The 14,391-nt window shown below is 70.8% G+C and carries 12 protein-coding genes; 7 read left to right on the top strand and 5 right to left on the bottom strand.

Translation table 11 applies throughout. The annotated features are described in order from the left end of the window. Positions 1-291: 291 nt before the first annotated feature. Positions 292-1,152, top strand: a complete 861-nt coding sequence (locus OHB44_RS29930) for a bifunctional methylenetetrahydrofolate dehydrogenase/methenyltetrahydrofolate cyclohydrolase (protein ID WP_238644677.1) — start codon at positions 292-294, stop codon at positions 1,150-1,152. A gap of 139 nt (positions 1,153-1,291) precedes the next feature. After that, the gene (locus tag OHB44_RS29925; protein ID WP_112583765.1) at positions 1,292-2,242 is read left to right on the top strand and encodes a malate dehydrogenase; all 951 of its coding nucleotides are present in this window, start codon (positions 1,292-1,294) and stop codon (positions 2,240-2,242) included. Positions 2,243-2,399: 157 nt separating this feature from the next. Here the strand turns inward: OHB44_RS29925 and OHB44_RS29920 are convergent, their stop codons facing one another. Continuing rightward, entirely contained in the window at positions 2,400-3,362 is a 963-nt protein-coding gene (locus tag OHB44_RS29920; protein WP_330438949.1) for an MBL fold metallo-hydrolase, read from the bottom strand. A 137-nt stretch (positions 3,363-3,499) separates the two neighbouring features. Here OHB44_RS29920 and OHB44_RS29915 point away from each other — a divergent pair, with 137 nt between their 5' ends. Then, positions 3,500-4,717, top strand: coding sequence for an NADP-dependent isocitrate dehydrogenase (locus OHB44_RS29915; protein ID WP_124773753.1), 1,218 nt, complete (start codon positions 3,500-3,502; stop codon positions 4,715-4,717). Between the two features lie 839 nt (positions 4,718-5,556). On the opposite strand, the gene galT is transcribed toward OHB44_RS29915, so the two are convergent. From galT to OHB44_RS29895, 4 genes are all read right to left on the bottom strand, one after another. Next, the gene (galT, locus tag OHB44_RS29910) at positions 5,557-6,633 is read right to left on the bottom strand and encodes a galactose-1-phosphate uridylyltransferase (protein WP_330438948.1); all 1,077 of its coding nucleotides are present in this window, start codon (positions 6,631-6,633) and stop codon (positions 5,557-5,559) included. Next, on the bottom strand, positions 6,630-7,454 hold the full coding sequence (locus OHB44_RS29905) for a DeoR/GlpR family DNA-binding transcription regulator (RefSeq protein ID WP_266304447.1): 825 nt from the start codon (positions 7,452-7,454) through the stop codon (positions 6,630-6,632). The genes galT and OHB44_RS29905 overlap by 4 nt, the downstream gene beginning before the upstream one ends. Before the next feature lie 112 nt (positions 7,455-7,566). After that, on the bottom strand, positions 7,567-9,096 hold the full coding sequence (cysC, locus tag OHB44_RS29900; protein WP_238687742.1) for an adenylyl-sulfate kinase: 1,530 nt from the start codon (positions 9,094-9,096) through the stop codon (positions 7,567-7,569). A gap of 88 nt (positions 9,097-9,184) precedes the next feature. Beyond that, positions 9,185-10,699 (bottom strand): glycosyltransferase family 2 protein, encoded by a 1,515-nt coding sequence (locus OHB44_RS29895; RefSeq protein ID WP_238687741.1) that lies wholly within the window; start codon positions 10,697-10,699, stop codon positions 9,185-9,187. A gap of 239 nt (positions 10,700-10,938) precedes the next feature. Here OHB44_RS29895 and OHB44_RS29890 point away from each other — a divergent pair, with 239 nt between their 5' ends. From OHB44_RS29890 to OHB44_RS29875, 4 genes are read left to right on the top strand one after another with little or no spacing between them, the layout of a single operon-like run. After that, the gene (locus tag OHB44_RS29890) at positions 10,939-11,853 is read left to right on the top strand and encodes an ABC transporter ATP-binding protein (protein ID WP_091406315.1); all 915 of its coding nucleotides are present in this window, start codon (positions 10,939-10,941) and stop codon (positions 11,851-11,853) included. After that, the gene (locus OHB44_RS29885; protein ID WP_238687740.1) at positions 11,846-12,751 is read left to right on the top strand and encodes an ABC transporter permease; all 906 of its coding nucleotides are present in this window, start codon (positions 11,846-11,848) and stop codon (positions 12,749-12,751) included. Before OHB44_RS29890 ends, OHB44_RS29885 begins: the two co-directional genes overlap by 8 nt. Further along, a complete protein-coding gene (locus tag OHB44_RS29880; protein ID WP_238687739.1) occupies positions 12,751-13,662 on the top strand; it encodes an ABC transporter ATP-binding protein in 912 nt (303 codons plus the stop codon). The genes OHB44_RS29885 and OHB44_RS29880 overlap by 1 nt, the downstream gene beginning before the upstream one ends. A gap of 1 nt (position 13,663) precedes the next feature. Continuing rightward, entirely contained in the window at positions 13,664-14,374 is a 711-nt protein-coding gene (locus OHB44_RS29875; RefSeq protein WP_112583758.1) for an ABC transporter permease subunit, read from the top strand. Positions 14,375-14,391: the final 17 nt, after the last annotated feature.

Genomic DNA, 14,391 nt, shown 5'->3' with positions numbered 1-14,391 from the left:
CTGCGGAAATCGCGCTGGTTCACGACGCGTATGGCGCCGCCTGGCCGCTGCGGCACCGCCTGAGGCTGGCGTCCCGTCTCGGTGGTGACGGCGAGGTCTGTCTGGTTCGACCGTGATCGAATCCACAGATTGTCACCGAAAGTGACTAGCGACACCTCACACACGGTTACTCCCGGGGCGGTCACCCCATCGTGGCCGGGTCGGCCCGATGGCCCCTCACACGCAGTGGGCGGCGGACGGCCCGAGCTGGGTCGTCTGATCCGCAGGCGGTGGTCGTGAGACGATCTGGTCGTGACGGCGACGCTTCTGGACGGCAAGGCAACCGCAGCGGAGATCAAGGACGAGCTGCGCATCCGGGTGAAGGCACTCGCGGAACGCGGGATCATCCCCGGGCTCGGCACGGTCCTCGTCGGGGCGGACCCGGGCAGCCAGGCGTACGTCAACGGCAAGCACCGCGACTGCGCCGAGGTGGGCATCGCCTCGATCCGCCGCGAACTGCCGGCCGACGCCACCCAACAGCAGGTCGACGACGTCCTGGCCGAGCTGAACGCCGACCCGGCGTGCCACGGCTACATCGTTCAACTGCCGCTGCCGGCCCACCTCGACACCCAGCGGGTGCTGGAGTTGATCGACCCGGACAAGGACGCCGACGGCCTGCACCCGGTCAACCTGGGTCGGCTCGTGCTCGGCTACGACGGGCCGCTGCCGTGCACGCCGCGCGGCATCGTCGAGCTGCTCCGCCGGCACGACGTGGCGCTGCGCGGGGCCACCGTCGCGGTCGTCGGTCGCGGCAACACGGTTGGCCGACCGCTCGGCCTGCTGCTCACCAGGCGCAGCGAGAACGCCACTGTCACCCTCTGCCACACCGGCACCCTCGACCTCGCCTCGCACACCCGGGCCGCCGACATCGTCATCGTCGCGGCCGGCGTACCGGGTCTGCTGACCGCCGACATGATCAACCCTGGCGCTGTGGTGGTGGACGTCGGCATCACCCGCGTGATCGGCGCGGACGGCAAGGGCCGCTACACCGGCGACGTGGACCCGGAGGTAGCCGAGACGGCCGGCGCGCTGGTCCCCATGCCCGGCGGCGTGGGCCCGATGACCCGGGCCATGCTGCTCACCAACGTCGTCGAGCGCGCCGAGCGCGGCTGACCCACGCCTCGGCCGCGCCGAACCAGGACGGCGGTGACGTTCGCCCCATCCCGGCGATGGCCGCCGCCCCTGGCCTGATCGGTGCCAGGATGACTGATACGGTCCGGAAAACCGACTGGTATCAGGGAGTGGGACGACCATGGGTAAGAAGGTCACTGTCGTCGGGGCTGGCTTCTACGGCTCCACCACCGCACAGCGCCTGGCCGAGTACGACGTCTTCGACACCGTAGTGATCACCGACATCGTGGAGGGCAAGCCCGCGGGCCTCGCGCTCGACCTCAACCAGTCCCGGGCCATCGAGGGCTTCGAGACCAAGGTGGTCGGCGTGACCACCGGCCCCAACGGTGAGGGCTACGAGAGCATCGAGGGCTCCGACGTCGTCGTGATCACCGCTGGTCTGCCGCGCAAGCCCGGCATGAGCCGGATGGACCTTCTGGAGACCAACGCCAAGATCGTCCGCCAGGTCGCCGAGAACGTCGCCAAGTACGCCCCGAACGCCGTCGTCATCGTGGTCTCCAACCCGCTGGACGAGATGACCGCGCTGGCCCAGCTCGCCACCCAGTTCCCGAAGAACCGGGTGCTCGGCCAGGCCGGCATGCTCGACACCGCCCGGTTCAGCAACTTCGTCGCCGAGGCGCTGAACGTGCCGGTGGCCTCGGTACGCACGCTGACCCTGGGCTCGCACGGCGACACCATGGTGCCGGTGCCGTCGAAGAGCACCGTCAACGGCAAGCCGCTGCGCGACGCCATGCCGGCCGAGCAGATCGAGGAGCTGGTCGTCAAGACCCGCAACGGTGGCGCCGAGGTGGTCGCGCTGCTCAAGACCGGGTCGGCCTACTACGCCCCGTCCGCCGCCGCGGCCCGGATGGCGAAGGCCGTCGCGGAGGACTCCGGCGAGGTCATGCCGGTCTGCGCCTGGGTCGACGGCGAGTACGGCATCTCCGGTGTCTACCTGGGGGTCGAGGCCGAGATCGGCGCCGAGGGCGTCAAGCGGGTCGTCGAGACCGACCTGGACGCCGACGAGCGGGCCAGCCTCCTGGAGGCCGCCGAAGCCGTCCGCGCCAAGCAGGGCGACATCTCCAGCATGTAGTTCCCCCGAACCACAGCACCACCGAAGGGCGCGCCGGCTTCGCCGGGGCGCCCTTCGCCGTCCAGCCCCACCCGGCCCCACCCGGCCCCCGCCCCCGCCCTGGTTGATCAAGAGGTTTACGTCAGGAATCGCGGTTGTGGTGACGCAAACCTCTTGATCAACCAGGTGAGGGCTCCGGAGGCAGCGCTTTTGCAGATGTGGCGCGGATCTTCGGTCGAGATCGCGCTCGATCCTGGTTGTAGTGGTCTTCTGGGCTGGGGTTGCCCCTACATCCAGGATCGAGCGGGATCTTGACTGGCCGACTGGTGATCAACCGGGCTGGGGTGGGGCGTGAAGGGGGTGCCGAGGTGGGGGGTGGCCAGGACGGTGGGGGAGTGGGCGCGCGCAGGGCGTTCAGCCGGGAGGCGCGGGCGAGGTCCGGGTCTTCCTCGTGGGCGTACGCCAGGTCGGGGTCGACGAGTTGCACCATGTGCACCAGCAGGTCCCCGGTGAGCAGCATCCGCTCTTCGGCCGACGTCAGGAGCACCGACTGGTGACCGGGGGTGTGGCCCGGGGTGGGCAGCAGACGTACCGCTGGGGTGAGGGCGGTCTCGCCGTCGACCACCCGGAGCTGGCCGGCGGCGCGCAGGGGTGCGACGAGCCCGGCCGGCAGCCCGGGGTTGAGCGTCTCCGCCGCGTCGATTTCGGCGCGTTGCACCAGGTAGCTCGCGTTCGGGAAGTACGGCCGCCCCGGCGTGCCGGTGACCGCCCAGCCGATGTGGTCGCTGTGCAGGTGGGTCAGGACGACGGTGTCGACATCGGCGGGGTCGATGCCCGCGGCGGTCAACTCGGCGGGCATCCGCCCTGGCACGGGCGCCCAGCTCGCGGCGGGTGCGTCGACTGGGCCGATTCCGGCGTCGACCAGCGTGACCGGCCCGTCGCCGGCGCGGATCGCGAAGCTGCGGAACGGCAGCCACCACTGCCCGTCGGCGGTCACGGAGCCGGGGTCGCGCCGGTCGGCCTCCGCCCAGTGCGCCGCTGTGGCCTGCGCAAACGCGTCCGCCCGGGGCTGGAAGAAGGCACCCTCACCGTCGGTGAGTGCGGTGACCGTGATAGACCCGAGGGTGCGGTTCAGTGGCATCGGACGATGATTCCAGGGCATTCCTGTTCCGCGCAGCCCGGTTCCGCCGGCCGGTCGAGGCCGGCTGGGGGCTGCCGGCCCAATTGCAGTACGCTCGTACTGCTTGAGCACGTGTCCCCCGAGAGGAGCGCCGGCCGATGGCGAAGATCAAGGTAAACAACCCGGTCGTAGAACTCGACGGCGACGAGATGACCCGGATCATCTGGAAGCAGATCCGGGAGCAGCTGATCCTGCCCTACCTCGACGTCGACCTGCACTACTACGACCTGTCGATCCAGCACCGTGACGAGACCGACGACCAGGTCACGATCGACGCCGCCAACGCCATCAAGGAGCACGGCGTCGGCGTCAAGTGCGCGACCATCACCCCGGACGAGGCCCGGGTCGAGGAGTTCGGCCTGAAGAAGATGTGGCGGTCGCCAAACGGCACCATCCGCAACATCCTCGGCGGTGTCGTCTTCCGCGAGCCGATCATCATGTCCAACGTGCCGCGGCTGGTCCCCGGCTGGACCAAGCCGATCATCATCGGCCGGCACGCCCACGGTGACCAGTACAAGGCCACCGACTTCGTCGTCCCCGGCCCGGGCACGGTGACCATCACCTACACCCCGGCCGACGGCGGCGCGCCGATGGAGATGGAGGTCGCCAACTTCCCCGGCGGCGGCATCGCCATGGGTATGTACAACTACGACGAGTCGATCCGGGACTTCGCCCGGGCGTCGTTCCGGTACGGACTGGACCGCAACTACCCGGTCTACCTGTCCACCAAGAACACCATCCTCAAGGCGTACGACGGCCGGTTCAAGGACATCTTCGCCGAGGTGTTCGAGACCGAGTTCAAGGCCGAGTTCGCCGCTGCCGGCATCACCTACGAGCACCGGCTCATCGACGACATGGTCGCCGCCGCGCTCAAGTGGGAGGGCGGCTACGTCTGGGCCTGCAAGAACTACGACGGTGACGTGCAGTCCGACACCGTCGCGCAGGGCTTCGGCTCGCTGGGTCTGATGACCTCCGTCCTGCTCTCCCCGGACGGCCGGACCGTCGAGGCCGAGGCCGCGCACGGCACCGTCACCCGGCACTACCGGCAGTACCAGAAGGGCGAGAAGACCTCGACCAACCCGATCGCGTCGATCTACGCCTGGACCCGGGGCCTGGCCCACCGGGGCAAGCTGGACGGCACCCCGGCGGTCACCGAGTTCGCCAACACCCTGGAGCAGGTCATCGTCGACACCGTCGAGGGTGGCCAGATGACCAAGGACCTCGCGCTGCTCATCTCGCGCGACGCCCCGTGGCTGACCACCGACGAGTTCATGAACGCGCTCGACGAGAACCTGGCCCGCAAGATCGCCGCCTGATTCAGGCGTACCGCGTCATCGGAGCCCGCCGGCATTCCTGCCGGCGGGCTTCGGCGTGTCCGGCGCCGCCGCGCCGATCGGCGTCACTGCTACCGGCGCGCCTCGTTGACCAGGATGGACGAGATGCCAGTCGCGTCCAGGAAGGTTGACCACGGTCGACCCGCGGCACCCGTGCGCCGATCAGCCAGCCTTCCCGGCTGTGCCGTGCACAGCCAGCCGTCCCTTCCCTGCGGGGGGCCCTGTCCCGGGCCCCCCGCGCCCTGTTTCCCACCAAGCTCAGGCCGCGCCAAGCTCTGGCCACGTCCGAGCCGTGCCACGCCAAGCTCAGGCCGGGCCGAGCTCAGGCCGGGCCAAGCTCAGGCCACGCGCGAGCCGTGCCACGCCAAGCTCAGGGCACGCGCACAGCAGGGCTGATGCCGTCTTAGCCCTGCGCGACGCCGCCATGGCCCGTGTCCCCCGCGGCGGCCGAGCGAGGATTGGACTCGACCGCCGAGACCGTTCCCGAGGCCAGGTTTGGTCCCGAGGCCAGGTTTGGTGGCAGAGCACGACGGTGCCGGCCGGCGGACACTCCAGAGAGCGTGATGTCTGTGAGTCATCACGATGACTCTCAGACATCACGCTTCCTGCCGTGTGGGGTGGGAGGTCGGGCCGCGCTCACGGCCGTGCGGAACGCCCGCAAGCCCGAACGCCCGCGAGCCCGAACGCCCGCGAGCCCGAACGCCCGCGAGCCCGAACGCCCGCGAGCCCGAACGCCCGCGAGCCCGAACGCCCGCAAGCCCGAACGCCCGCAAGCCCGGAGCCGGAGCCCGGAGCGGGCCGAGGTTGGCGGCCGGGGGCGTTCAGGCGGCGCGCAGCAGGTCGGCGGCGCGTTCCGGGGCGATGTCGTTGATGAAGACGCCCATCCCGGACTCGGAGCCCGCCAGGTACTTCAGCTTGTCAGCGGCCCGCCGGATGCTGAACAGCTGTAGGTGCAGGTGGCCCAGCTCGCGGTCGATCCGCACGGGAGCCTGGTGCCAGGCCGAGATGTACGGCATCGGCATGTCGAACAGGCCGTCGAAGCGGCGCAGGAGATCCAGGTAGAGCGGCCCGAAGGCGTCCCGCTCGCTGTCGCTGAGCGCCGGGATGTCCGGCACCACGCGGTGCGGCGCGACGTGCACCTCGAACGGCCAGCGGGCGGCCGCCGGGACGAACGCCGTCCAGTGCTCGTTCTCCGTGACCACCCGGTCGCCGGTGGCGCGCTCGGCGGCCAGCACGTCCGCGTACAGGTTGCCCCCGCCGGTCCGCTCGGCGTGCCGGCGTGCCGCGGCCAGCAGCGCGCGGGTGCGCGGCGTCACGAAGGGGTACGCGTAGATCTGGCCGTGCGGATGGTGCAGCGTGACACCGATTTCCACGCCCCGGTTCTCGAAGCAGAAGATCTGCTCGACGCCGGGCAGTGCGCCGAGCACCTCGGTGCGGTCGGCGAGGGCATCCAGCACGGTGCGGACCCGGCGCCGGGACAGGCTGGCGAAGGAGGCGTTGTGGTCCGACGTGAAGCAGACCACCTCGCAGCGGCCGAGGCCCGGCCGGACCGGTGTGAACGGGGTGATTTCCCCGGGCTCCTCGGCCACCCGACCGCTCAGCGACGGGAACCGATTCTCGAAGACCACCACGTCGTAGTCGGGTGCGGGAATCTCGGTCAGCCGGTCGCCCACCGACGGGTCGAGAGGGCACTCGTTCGCTGGCGGGAGGAAGGTGCGGGTCTGCCGGTGTACGGCGACCGCCACCCACTCGTCGGTCAACGGGTCGTAGCGCAGCTGCGACGCGGGAGGAGGGGGCGGCAGGTCCCGGCGGTCCGGCTGGTCGCGAACCGCGTCGTCGCGCTCGTCGAAGTAGATCAGCTCCCGGCCGTCGGCCAGGTCGATCGCGGTGCGCTTCACGGCGCCGTCCCCTCGGTTGTCGGCGTGCGCGTCGCGCGGCCCGCCCCTGTCGCCTTGACCATGATCAGTTCGCCCACGTGTTCGCCGAGTACCCGTCGTGCGGGTGGAGGCAACCGGTCGTCGCTGACCAGTACGTGGGCCGCCGTCAACCCGACGATCGAGGAGATGCCGACAGTGCCCCACTTGGTGTGGTCGGCGAGGACCACCAGCTGGTCCGCCGCCGCCACGAGGGCCCGATCGGTCTCCGCCTCCATCAGGTTCGGGGTGGTGAAGCCGGCCCGTTCGGTGATGCCGTGTACGCCCAGGAAGAGCAGATCCAGGTGCAGTGACCGGACGGCCCCGACCGCGAGCGGGCCGACCAGCGCGTCCGACGGTGTACGTACGCCGCCGGTGAGCACCACCGTCTGGTCCGGGCGGCCGCCGGCGTGCATGATCTCGGCCACCGGCAGCGAGTTGGTGACGACTGTCAGCTCGGGCACGTCCACCAGCCGGCGGGCCAGCTCGGCGGTGGTGGTGCCGGCGGAGAGAGCGACCGCCGCTCCCGGCCGGACCAGCTGGGCCGCCCGGTCGGCGATGGCGGCCTTCTCCGGCAGTTGGCGGACCGACTTGGCGCGGAAGCCCGGCTCGTCGGTCGAGCTTGGCCCGGTCGTGGTCGCGCCGCCGTGCACCTTGGCCAGCAGGCCGCGTTCGTGCAGCGCATCGAGGTCACGCCGGATGGTCATGTCGGAAACGCCGAACTCGCCTGCCAACTCGCTGACCCGGACGCCGCCGGTCGAGCGGACCCGCTCCAGGATGGCCGCCTGCCGCTGCTGAGCGAGCATCCGCCGTGCCTCCCCGGACGTCCACGTACCCTCACGCGGTCAAACGTGTTCCAACAAAGATGAACACTAGCGCGTGCCGCTCAGCGGTGGAAGGAACGGGTACGGCGACGTCTCAGGCGGTGGCGATCTTCAGCTCCACCCAGCCGGTCTCGGTCAGATGGTGCAGCACTGCCTGCACCGCGTCCGCCACACTCAGGTCGGTGGTGTCGAGCACCAGATCGGCGTCGGTCGGCTCCTCGTACGGGTCGTCGATGCCGGTCATTCCGGTGAGCAGGCCGGCGCGCGCCCGCGCGTACAGGCCCTTGCGATCCCGCTGCTCGCACACCTCCAGCGGGGTGGCCACGTGCACCAGCACGAAACCCGATCCGGCGGCGAGGGCCATCTCCCGGGCGGTGGCCCGGGCCGCCGCGTACGGGGCGATCGGACAGCAGATGCCCATCCCACGGTGCCGGGCGATCTCGGCGGCCACCCAGCCGATCCGCCGGACGTTGAGGTCCCTGTCGGTCTTGCTGAAGCCCAGCCCGGCGGAGAGTTCCCGACGCACCACGTCCCCGTCGAGCAGGGTCACCGTGCGGTCGCCACTCTCCCGCAACGCGTCCGCCAGCCCTCGGGCGATCGTCGACTTGCCGGAGCCGGAGAGGCCGGTCAGGAAGACCACCAGCCCTCGCTGCCGACGCGGCGGCCGGGCCCGGGCCAACTCCCGCGCCACAGCGGGCGGGGTGTGCCATTCCGGCAGCGGGAAGCCCCGGTCGAGCAGATCGTCGATCTCCGGCTGGGTCAGCGCGAGCCGGCGGTTGCGCGGCGGGATGTCCTCCCGCCAACGCCACTGCCCGTCCCGGTTGTCGTAGGCGAGTTCGCGCGGCACCAGCACACGCAGCCCGGCGCCGGAGAGCATCTCCCCGGTGGAGAGCAGGTGGGTGACCCCGTACGCGGCCGAGACCCGGGCGCGCAGCAACGCGTCGCTGATCTCCTCGCGTCGGTGCGACAGCGGCACCGCGACCAGGGTGGCGGGTGGCATCCGGTCCCTCGCGGCGAAGATCGTACGGACCAGCGCCTCCGGCGGGAGCCCGTCTGCGCCGCCCTCGCCGACCGGGATCATCACGAGTAGATGGGCGGCGAGGGTGCGGGCGGCGTGAGCGATCTGGGCGAGCTGTGGACGATGCAGCGGCCGATCGGCGATCACCCCGAGCACCCGGCCCGGAGGCAGCAGCGCACGGACCTCCTCCGGGTTACGCCGCAGTCGCTGGAACGGACCGTGCCCACCGTCGCCCAGCCGCCGAACCTGGCCGCCCACTCCCGCCACACCCTCGCGGACCGGCCAGACGTCGGCCACGTCCAGGGCGGCCGCCGGAGCGCCCTCCCCGTCGGTCAGCACGAGCGCCCGGCGGGCCGGGTCGCGCGGATCGAAGCTCTGCGCCAGGGCGGCCGGCACCTGGAGAACGACAGCGACCTGCCACGGTGTGCCGTCGGCCAGCCGAGCGCGTCGGCTGACCGACACCAGGTCGGCGCGGGTCATGAAACCGGTCAGAGGGGCGTACGCGCCGGTCAGCAGCAGCTCCAGATCCGCGAGCTCACCGGGACGTGGCGTGTACGCCGGTGCGTCCCGTAGCACCTCGTCGGGCAGCACCCAGCCGTTGCTCATCCACACCCCCCACTCGCTGACCGGCACACAGTTTCGCAGCCGACCGCCGATCGGTCGAGGGCGCCACTCCAAGACCCCAGCGGGCGGATCAGCGCTTGATCCGTCGGCCTACCGCCGACCGCACCCGGTTCCACACCTTCCGCTCGTCGCGGATCCGGGGTCGCGAGCCGTCGGCCCGGCAGATGAACACCAGCGGCAGTCGTGCGTCCTCGGTCCAGCCCACGTTGCTGATCCGGGCCTTGAGCTGCCAGCTGCCCCTGGTCCGGCCGCCGTTGAGGGCGGCGAAGTCGATAGTGGCGGTGGCCCGGTGCACCAGGTGGACGGTGTCCGCTCCGGTCCCACCGGTGATCCGCTCGGTCTGGAAGGTGTTCGGAAGAAAGATCTCGGCGCCGGTCTCCCTGTGGCGGGCCACCAGGTCCAGGCGGGCCTTGCGCACCTGCGCGGTGGCGTCAAGCACCTCGGCGGCGATCTCGTCCATCGGGAGCACCAGCACGTCGCGACCATCGTCGGCGCGGAAGCCGACCGGCTGGTTCTCCGAGCGCAGCTCGGCGGCGAGGGTCACCGTGACGGCGTGGTCCGCGTGCTGGAGTTCGTCGATCGTGCCGTGCGCGGCGATGCCCGCCTCCCAGTGGGCCAGCTTGCGCAGGTCCGCGACGCGGCCCCGCTCCGCCAGGTAAGCCACGGCCCGCAGCAGGGGCGGCAACCCGGCGGCGACGCCAGGGGCGAAGCGGTCCTGAATGATCTTCTGGATCTCCAGCGCGACCTCCTCCAGCCACGCCTCGGGGGCCTCCAGCAGCCGCTTGCCGCGCAGTCGGCTGAGCATCTCGTTGCGCAGCCAGCGTCGGTGCAACCGGTCCCGCAGCGGACCGGGCTCGGTGTGCGCGTCGACGATGTCCAACGCGTCCCGCACGGCGCGGTAGTAGCTCGACGGCTCCAGCGGGCTCGCGGTGACGTTGCGCGCGTCGGTCCTCTGGACGTGGTGGTAGCAGATGTAGTCGGACAGCACCGATGTGTGTCGGGACAGGAAGTAGGCCCGCGCGACCATCGCGTGGTCCTCCAGCCGACGCTTGCCGCCCTCCGGAAACCGCAGACCGTGTTCGTTGAGGAACGCGCGCCGGAACAGCTTGTGACAGGTCAGGCTGTCGATCAGTGGCGCGTTCGCCAGGGTGGCGTTGAAGCGGTTCTTGCGGAACAGTTCCCGCGGCACGGGGCGTCCGTACCCGGCCATCTTCCCCACCACGATGTCGGCGTCGTTCGCCGTCGCGCAGGCGTAGAGCCGCTCCAGTGCCTCGTCGGCGAACCAGTCGTCGTCGTCGGCGAAGAAGACGTACTCGCCGCGGGCGTGGTCGATGCCGAGGTTGCGCGGACGCGACGGCCAGCCGGAGTTCTCGATGTGCAGCACCCTGATGTGTGGGTGCTCGGCGGCCAGCCGGTCCAGGCGCTTCGCGGTGTCGTCGGTCGAGCCGTCGTCGACGAAGATGGCTTCGAACTCGTCGGCGGGCAGTGACTGGCGCAGCAGCGAGGCAGCGAGCTTCTCGATGTGTCGGCCGGAGTTGTACGCCGGCACCACGACGCTCACCTTGGGGACGCCCACCTCGGCCATCAGGATCCCTCCCGCGTCGTCGGTCGATCACCGGGCCTGTCGCTGCCTGGTGAACGGGAGGTGAATGGTGTCACCTTGGACGGGTCTTTTCCAAGGCGGGGTCGGGCCGAACGCGGGACCGGCGCAAACGTCGCGGGAGCCTCAGCCGGGGACCTTAGGGGTCCGGCCGGGAAAGGATCAGGGGAGTGCCGGGGGCGTGCCGGTGTCCCTGCTGGGCATCGACTCCCTACGCTGGGCCCGTGACACTGATCGCGACCCAGTCGCTCACCAAGACGTACGGAGGTCGGGTCACCGCGTTGGCCGACCTCACCGTCGCCGTCGAGCCCGGGATCATCGGCCTGGTGGGCGCGAACGGCGCCGGCAAATCCACGTTGATCAAGATTCTGCTCGGCCTGATCGCACCAACCAGCGGTCAGGTCTCGGTGCTCGGCATCGACCCGACCGCAGACCCGGCGGCTGTCCGCAACCGTGTCGGCTACATGCCGGAACACGACTGTCTCCCACCGGACCTGTCCGCCGCCGAACTGGTCACCCACCTTGGTCGCATGAGCGGCCTTCCCCGCACCGCGGCTCGTGAGCGGGCCTCGGAGGCGCTGCGGCACGTGGGGCTCTACGAGGAGCGCTATCGCCCGGTCGGTGGCTACTCGACCGGCATGAAGCAGCGCGTCAAGCTGGCCCAGGCGCTGGTGCACGACCCCGACCTGCTGTTGCTGGACGAGCCGACCAACGGCCTGGACCCGGCCGGACGCGACGCCATGCTGGCCCTGGTACACCGGATCGGCACCGAGTTCGGCATCTCCGTGCTGGTCTGTTCGCACCTGCTCGGCGAGGTGGAGCGGATCTGCGACACGCTGATCGCCATCGACGGCGGCCGGTTGCTGCGCGCCGACAACATCTCCGCGATGACCTCGGCCACTGACGTGCTCGCCGTGGAGGTCAGCGAGGGCACGGAGGAACTCGCCGCCCGACTCGCCGAACTGAAACTGCCTGTCGCCCGGGACGGGCGGCTACTCCTCGTGCCGCTCGCCGACGACGGCACCTACGACCTGATCCTCGGTGCGGTCGCCGAACTGGACCTGCCACTGCACCGACTGGACCAGCGCCGGCACCGGGTGGCCGAACTCTTCGCCACGAGGGAGCTCACTCATGCCTGAGCCGTCCACCGCCGCAGTGCGCCCCACGCCGACGGGCGTCATCCACGACATCGGCTACCAACGCTACGAGGGCCCGAGGCTCGGCCGCCGACAGGTCTTCGGCGCGCTCTACCTGCACGGTCTGCGCACCGCGTTCGGTTTCGGGCGCAGCGCCAAGGCCAAGATCTTCCCGTGGCTGGTGGTCGGCATCGTCACCCTGGTCGCGGTGGCCCTGGCCGCGGTACGCAGCCAGATCGGCGAGCCGGTCGCCACGTACGCCCAGTTCGCCGACGCGATGAGCTGGCTGGTCATCTTCTTCGTCGCGGTCGTCGCCCCGGAGCTGGTCTCCCGGGATCTGCGCAGCGGTGTGCTGCCGCTGTACTTCTCCCGGCCGCTGCCGCGCACCGACTACGCGTTGGCCAAGCTGCTGGCGCTGGTCACCGCGCTCTGGCTGCTGCTCGGCGGGCCGCAGCTGCTGATGTTCCTGGGTGCCGCGTTCACCACCAAGCAGGGCATGCGCGGGGTCTGGAACGAGCTGCTCGACCTGCTGCCCGGGCTGCTCTACGCCGGGCTGTGGGCTGTGGTCTTCGCCTCGATCGGCCTGCTGGTCGCGTCGCTGACCGGTAAGCGCGCCTTCGCCGCCGGCGGCGTGGTCGCTGTCTTCCTGATGACCACCCCGATCGTGGGCGTGCTGAGCATCCTGCCGTCGCGCGCCGCCAACGAGCTGGCCGGGCTCGCCTCACCATCCACGCTTGTGCAGGGGGTGGGCATCTGGTCGCTGGGCGACCTGTTGGTCGAGGGCGATCCGGGCGAGATGATGATCGGCGGGTTCGGCCCGGTCTACGCCCTGGCCGCGGTGCTGCTGGTCGCCGGCGCGACCGCCCTCCTGCTGGCCCGCTACCGGAAGGTCGCCTCCTGATGAGCACGCTGAGCCTGACCGGGGTGTCCCGGTGGTACGGCAACGTGGTCGCTGTCAACGACATCAGCATGGCCCTCGGCCCGGGTGTGACCGGGCTGCTCGGCCCGAACGGCGCCGGCAAGACCACGCTGCTGCACATGATGGCCGGGTTCCTCGCTCCGTCGCGCGGCACCGTCACCCTCGACGAGGAGCCGACCTGGCGCAACCCCGACGTCTACCGGCGGCTGGGGCTGGTCAGCGAGCGGGAGGCGGTGCAGGGTTTCCTCACCGCGTACGAGTTCGTGCTGGCCAGCGCGAAGCTGCACCGGCTGCCCGATCCGGCGGCGGCGGCCCGGCGGGCGATCGATCTGGTGGAGTTGGAGTCGGCGCAGGACCGCCGGATCGGCACGTACTCCAAGGGCATGCGCCAGCGCGCCCGGGTGGCCGCCGCGCTGGTGCACGACCCGCAGGTGTTGCTGCTCGACGAGCCGTTCAACGGCATGGATCCGCGTCAGCGGCTGCACATGATGCAGCTGTTGCACACTCTGGGTGATGCCGGCCGGACGATCCTGTTCAGCTCGCACATCCTGGAGGAGGTCGAACAGGTCTCCGGGACGGTGCAGGTGATGGTGGCCGGCCGCTTGGCAGCCTCTGGCGACTTCCGGACCATCCGCCGGTTGATGACCAACCGCCCGCACGTGTTCGCGGTGCGCTCCACCGACGACCGGGCGCTGGCCGTCGCGCTGATCGCCGAGGCGTCGGTCAGTGGGGTCGAACTGGACCCGACCGGCCTGACCGTGCGGGCCGGTGACTACGGCGCGTTCACCCGGGCGCTACCCCGGATCGCGCTGAACAAAGGCATTCGGGTACGCCAGCTGGTGCCGTCCGACGAGTCCCTGGAGAGCGTCTTCTCCTACCTGGTGGAGGCCTGACATGTCGACAGTTACCTGGATCACCGCGCGCGGGTTGTTCGGCCGACGTCGGTTCCTGCTGCTGCTACCGCTGCCGTTGGTGCTGCTCGGGCTGGCCGTGCTCTGCCGGTCGCTCGGGGTGGACCCGGGCCAGTGGGGCCCGCCGGTGCTTGTCGGCCTCGGGCTGGCCGTGGTGCTGCCGGTGGTCGCGCTGATCATTGGCACCGGCGTGTTGGGCGCCGAGATCGACGACGGCACCGTGGTGCACATCCTGACCAAGCCGCTGCCGCGCTGGCAGATCGTGCTGCCGAAGCTCGCGGTGGCCGCCGGGGTCACCGCGGTCACCGTGGCGGTGCCGCTCTACGTCGCGGGCGTGCTCGCCGATTCGGTACGCCTCGGACTGGCGCTGGCGGTCGCGGCGGCGCTCGGCGCGCTGGCGTACTCGGCGTTGTTCCTCGCGCTCAGCCTGGTCACCAGGCGGCCGGTGCTGCTCGGGCTGGTCTACGTGCTGATCTGGGAGGGGCTGTTGGGCAACTTCGTCAGCGGCACCAAGGTGCTCTCCATCCAGCAGTACGTGATCGCCCTCGCCGACCGGATCGCCCCCACGGGGCTGCTGGAGACCAGCGTGTCGGTGCCGGTGGCGTCGGTGATGACCGCGCTGGTCAGCGTCGGCTTCACAGTGCTCGCCATCGACCGCCTGCGTTCGTTCAGCGTGGCTGGCGAGACGAGCTGACAGCCGTGCGGGACGCT

Source organism: Micromonospora sp. NBC_00821, from assembly GCF_036347035.1.
GTDB lineage: Bacteria > Actinomycetota > Actinomycetes > Mycobacteriales > Micromonosporaceae > Micromonospora > Micromonospora hortensis.
Note: the sequence above shows the minus strand (reverse complement) of the source record. Positions and strands in the feature narration are given on the sequence as shown.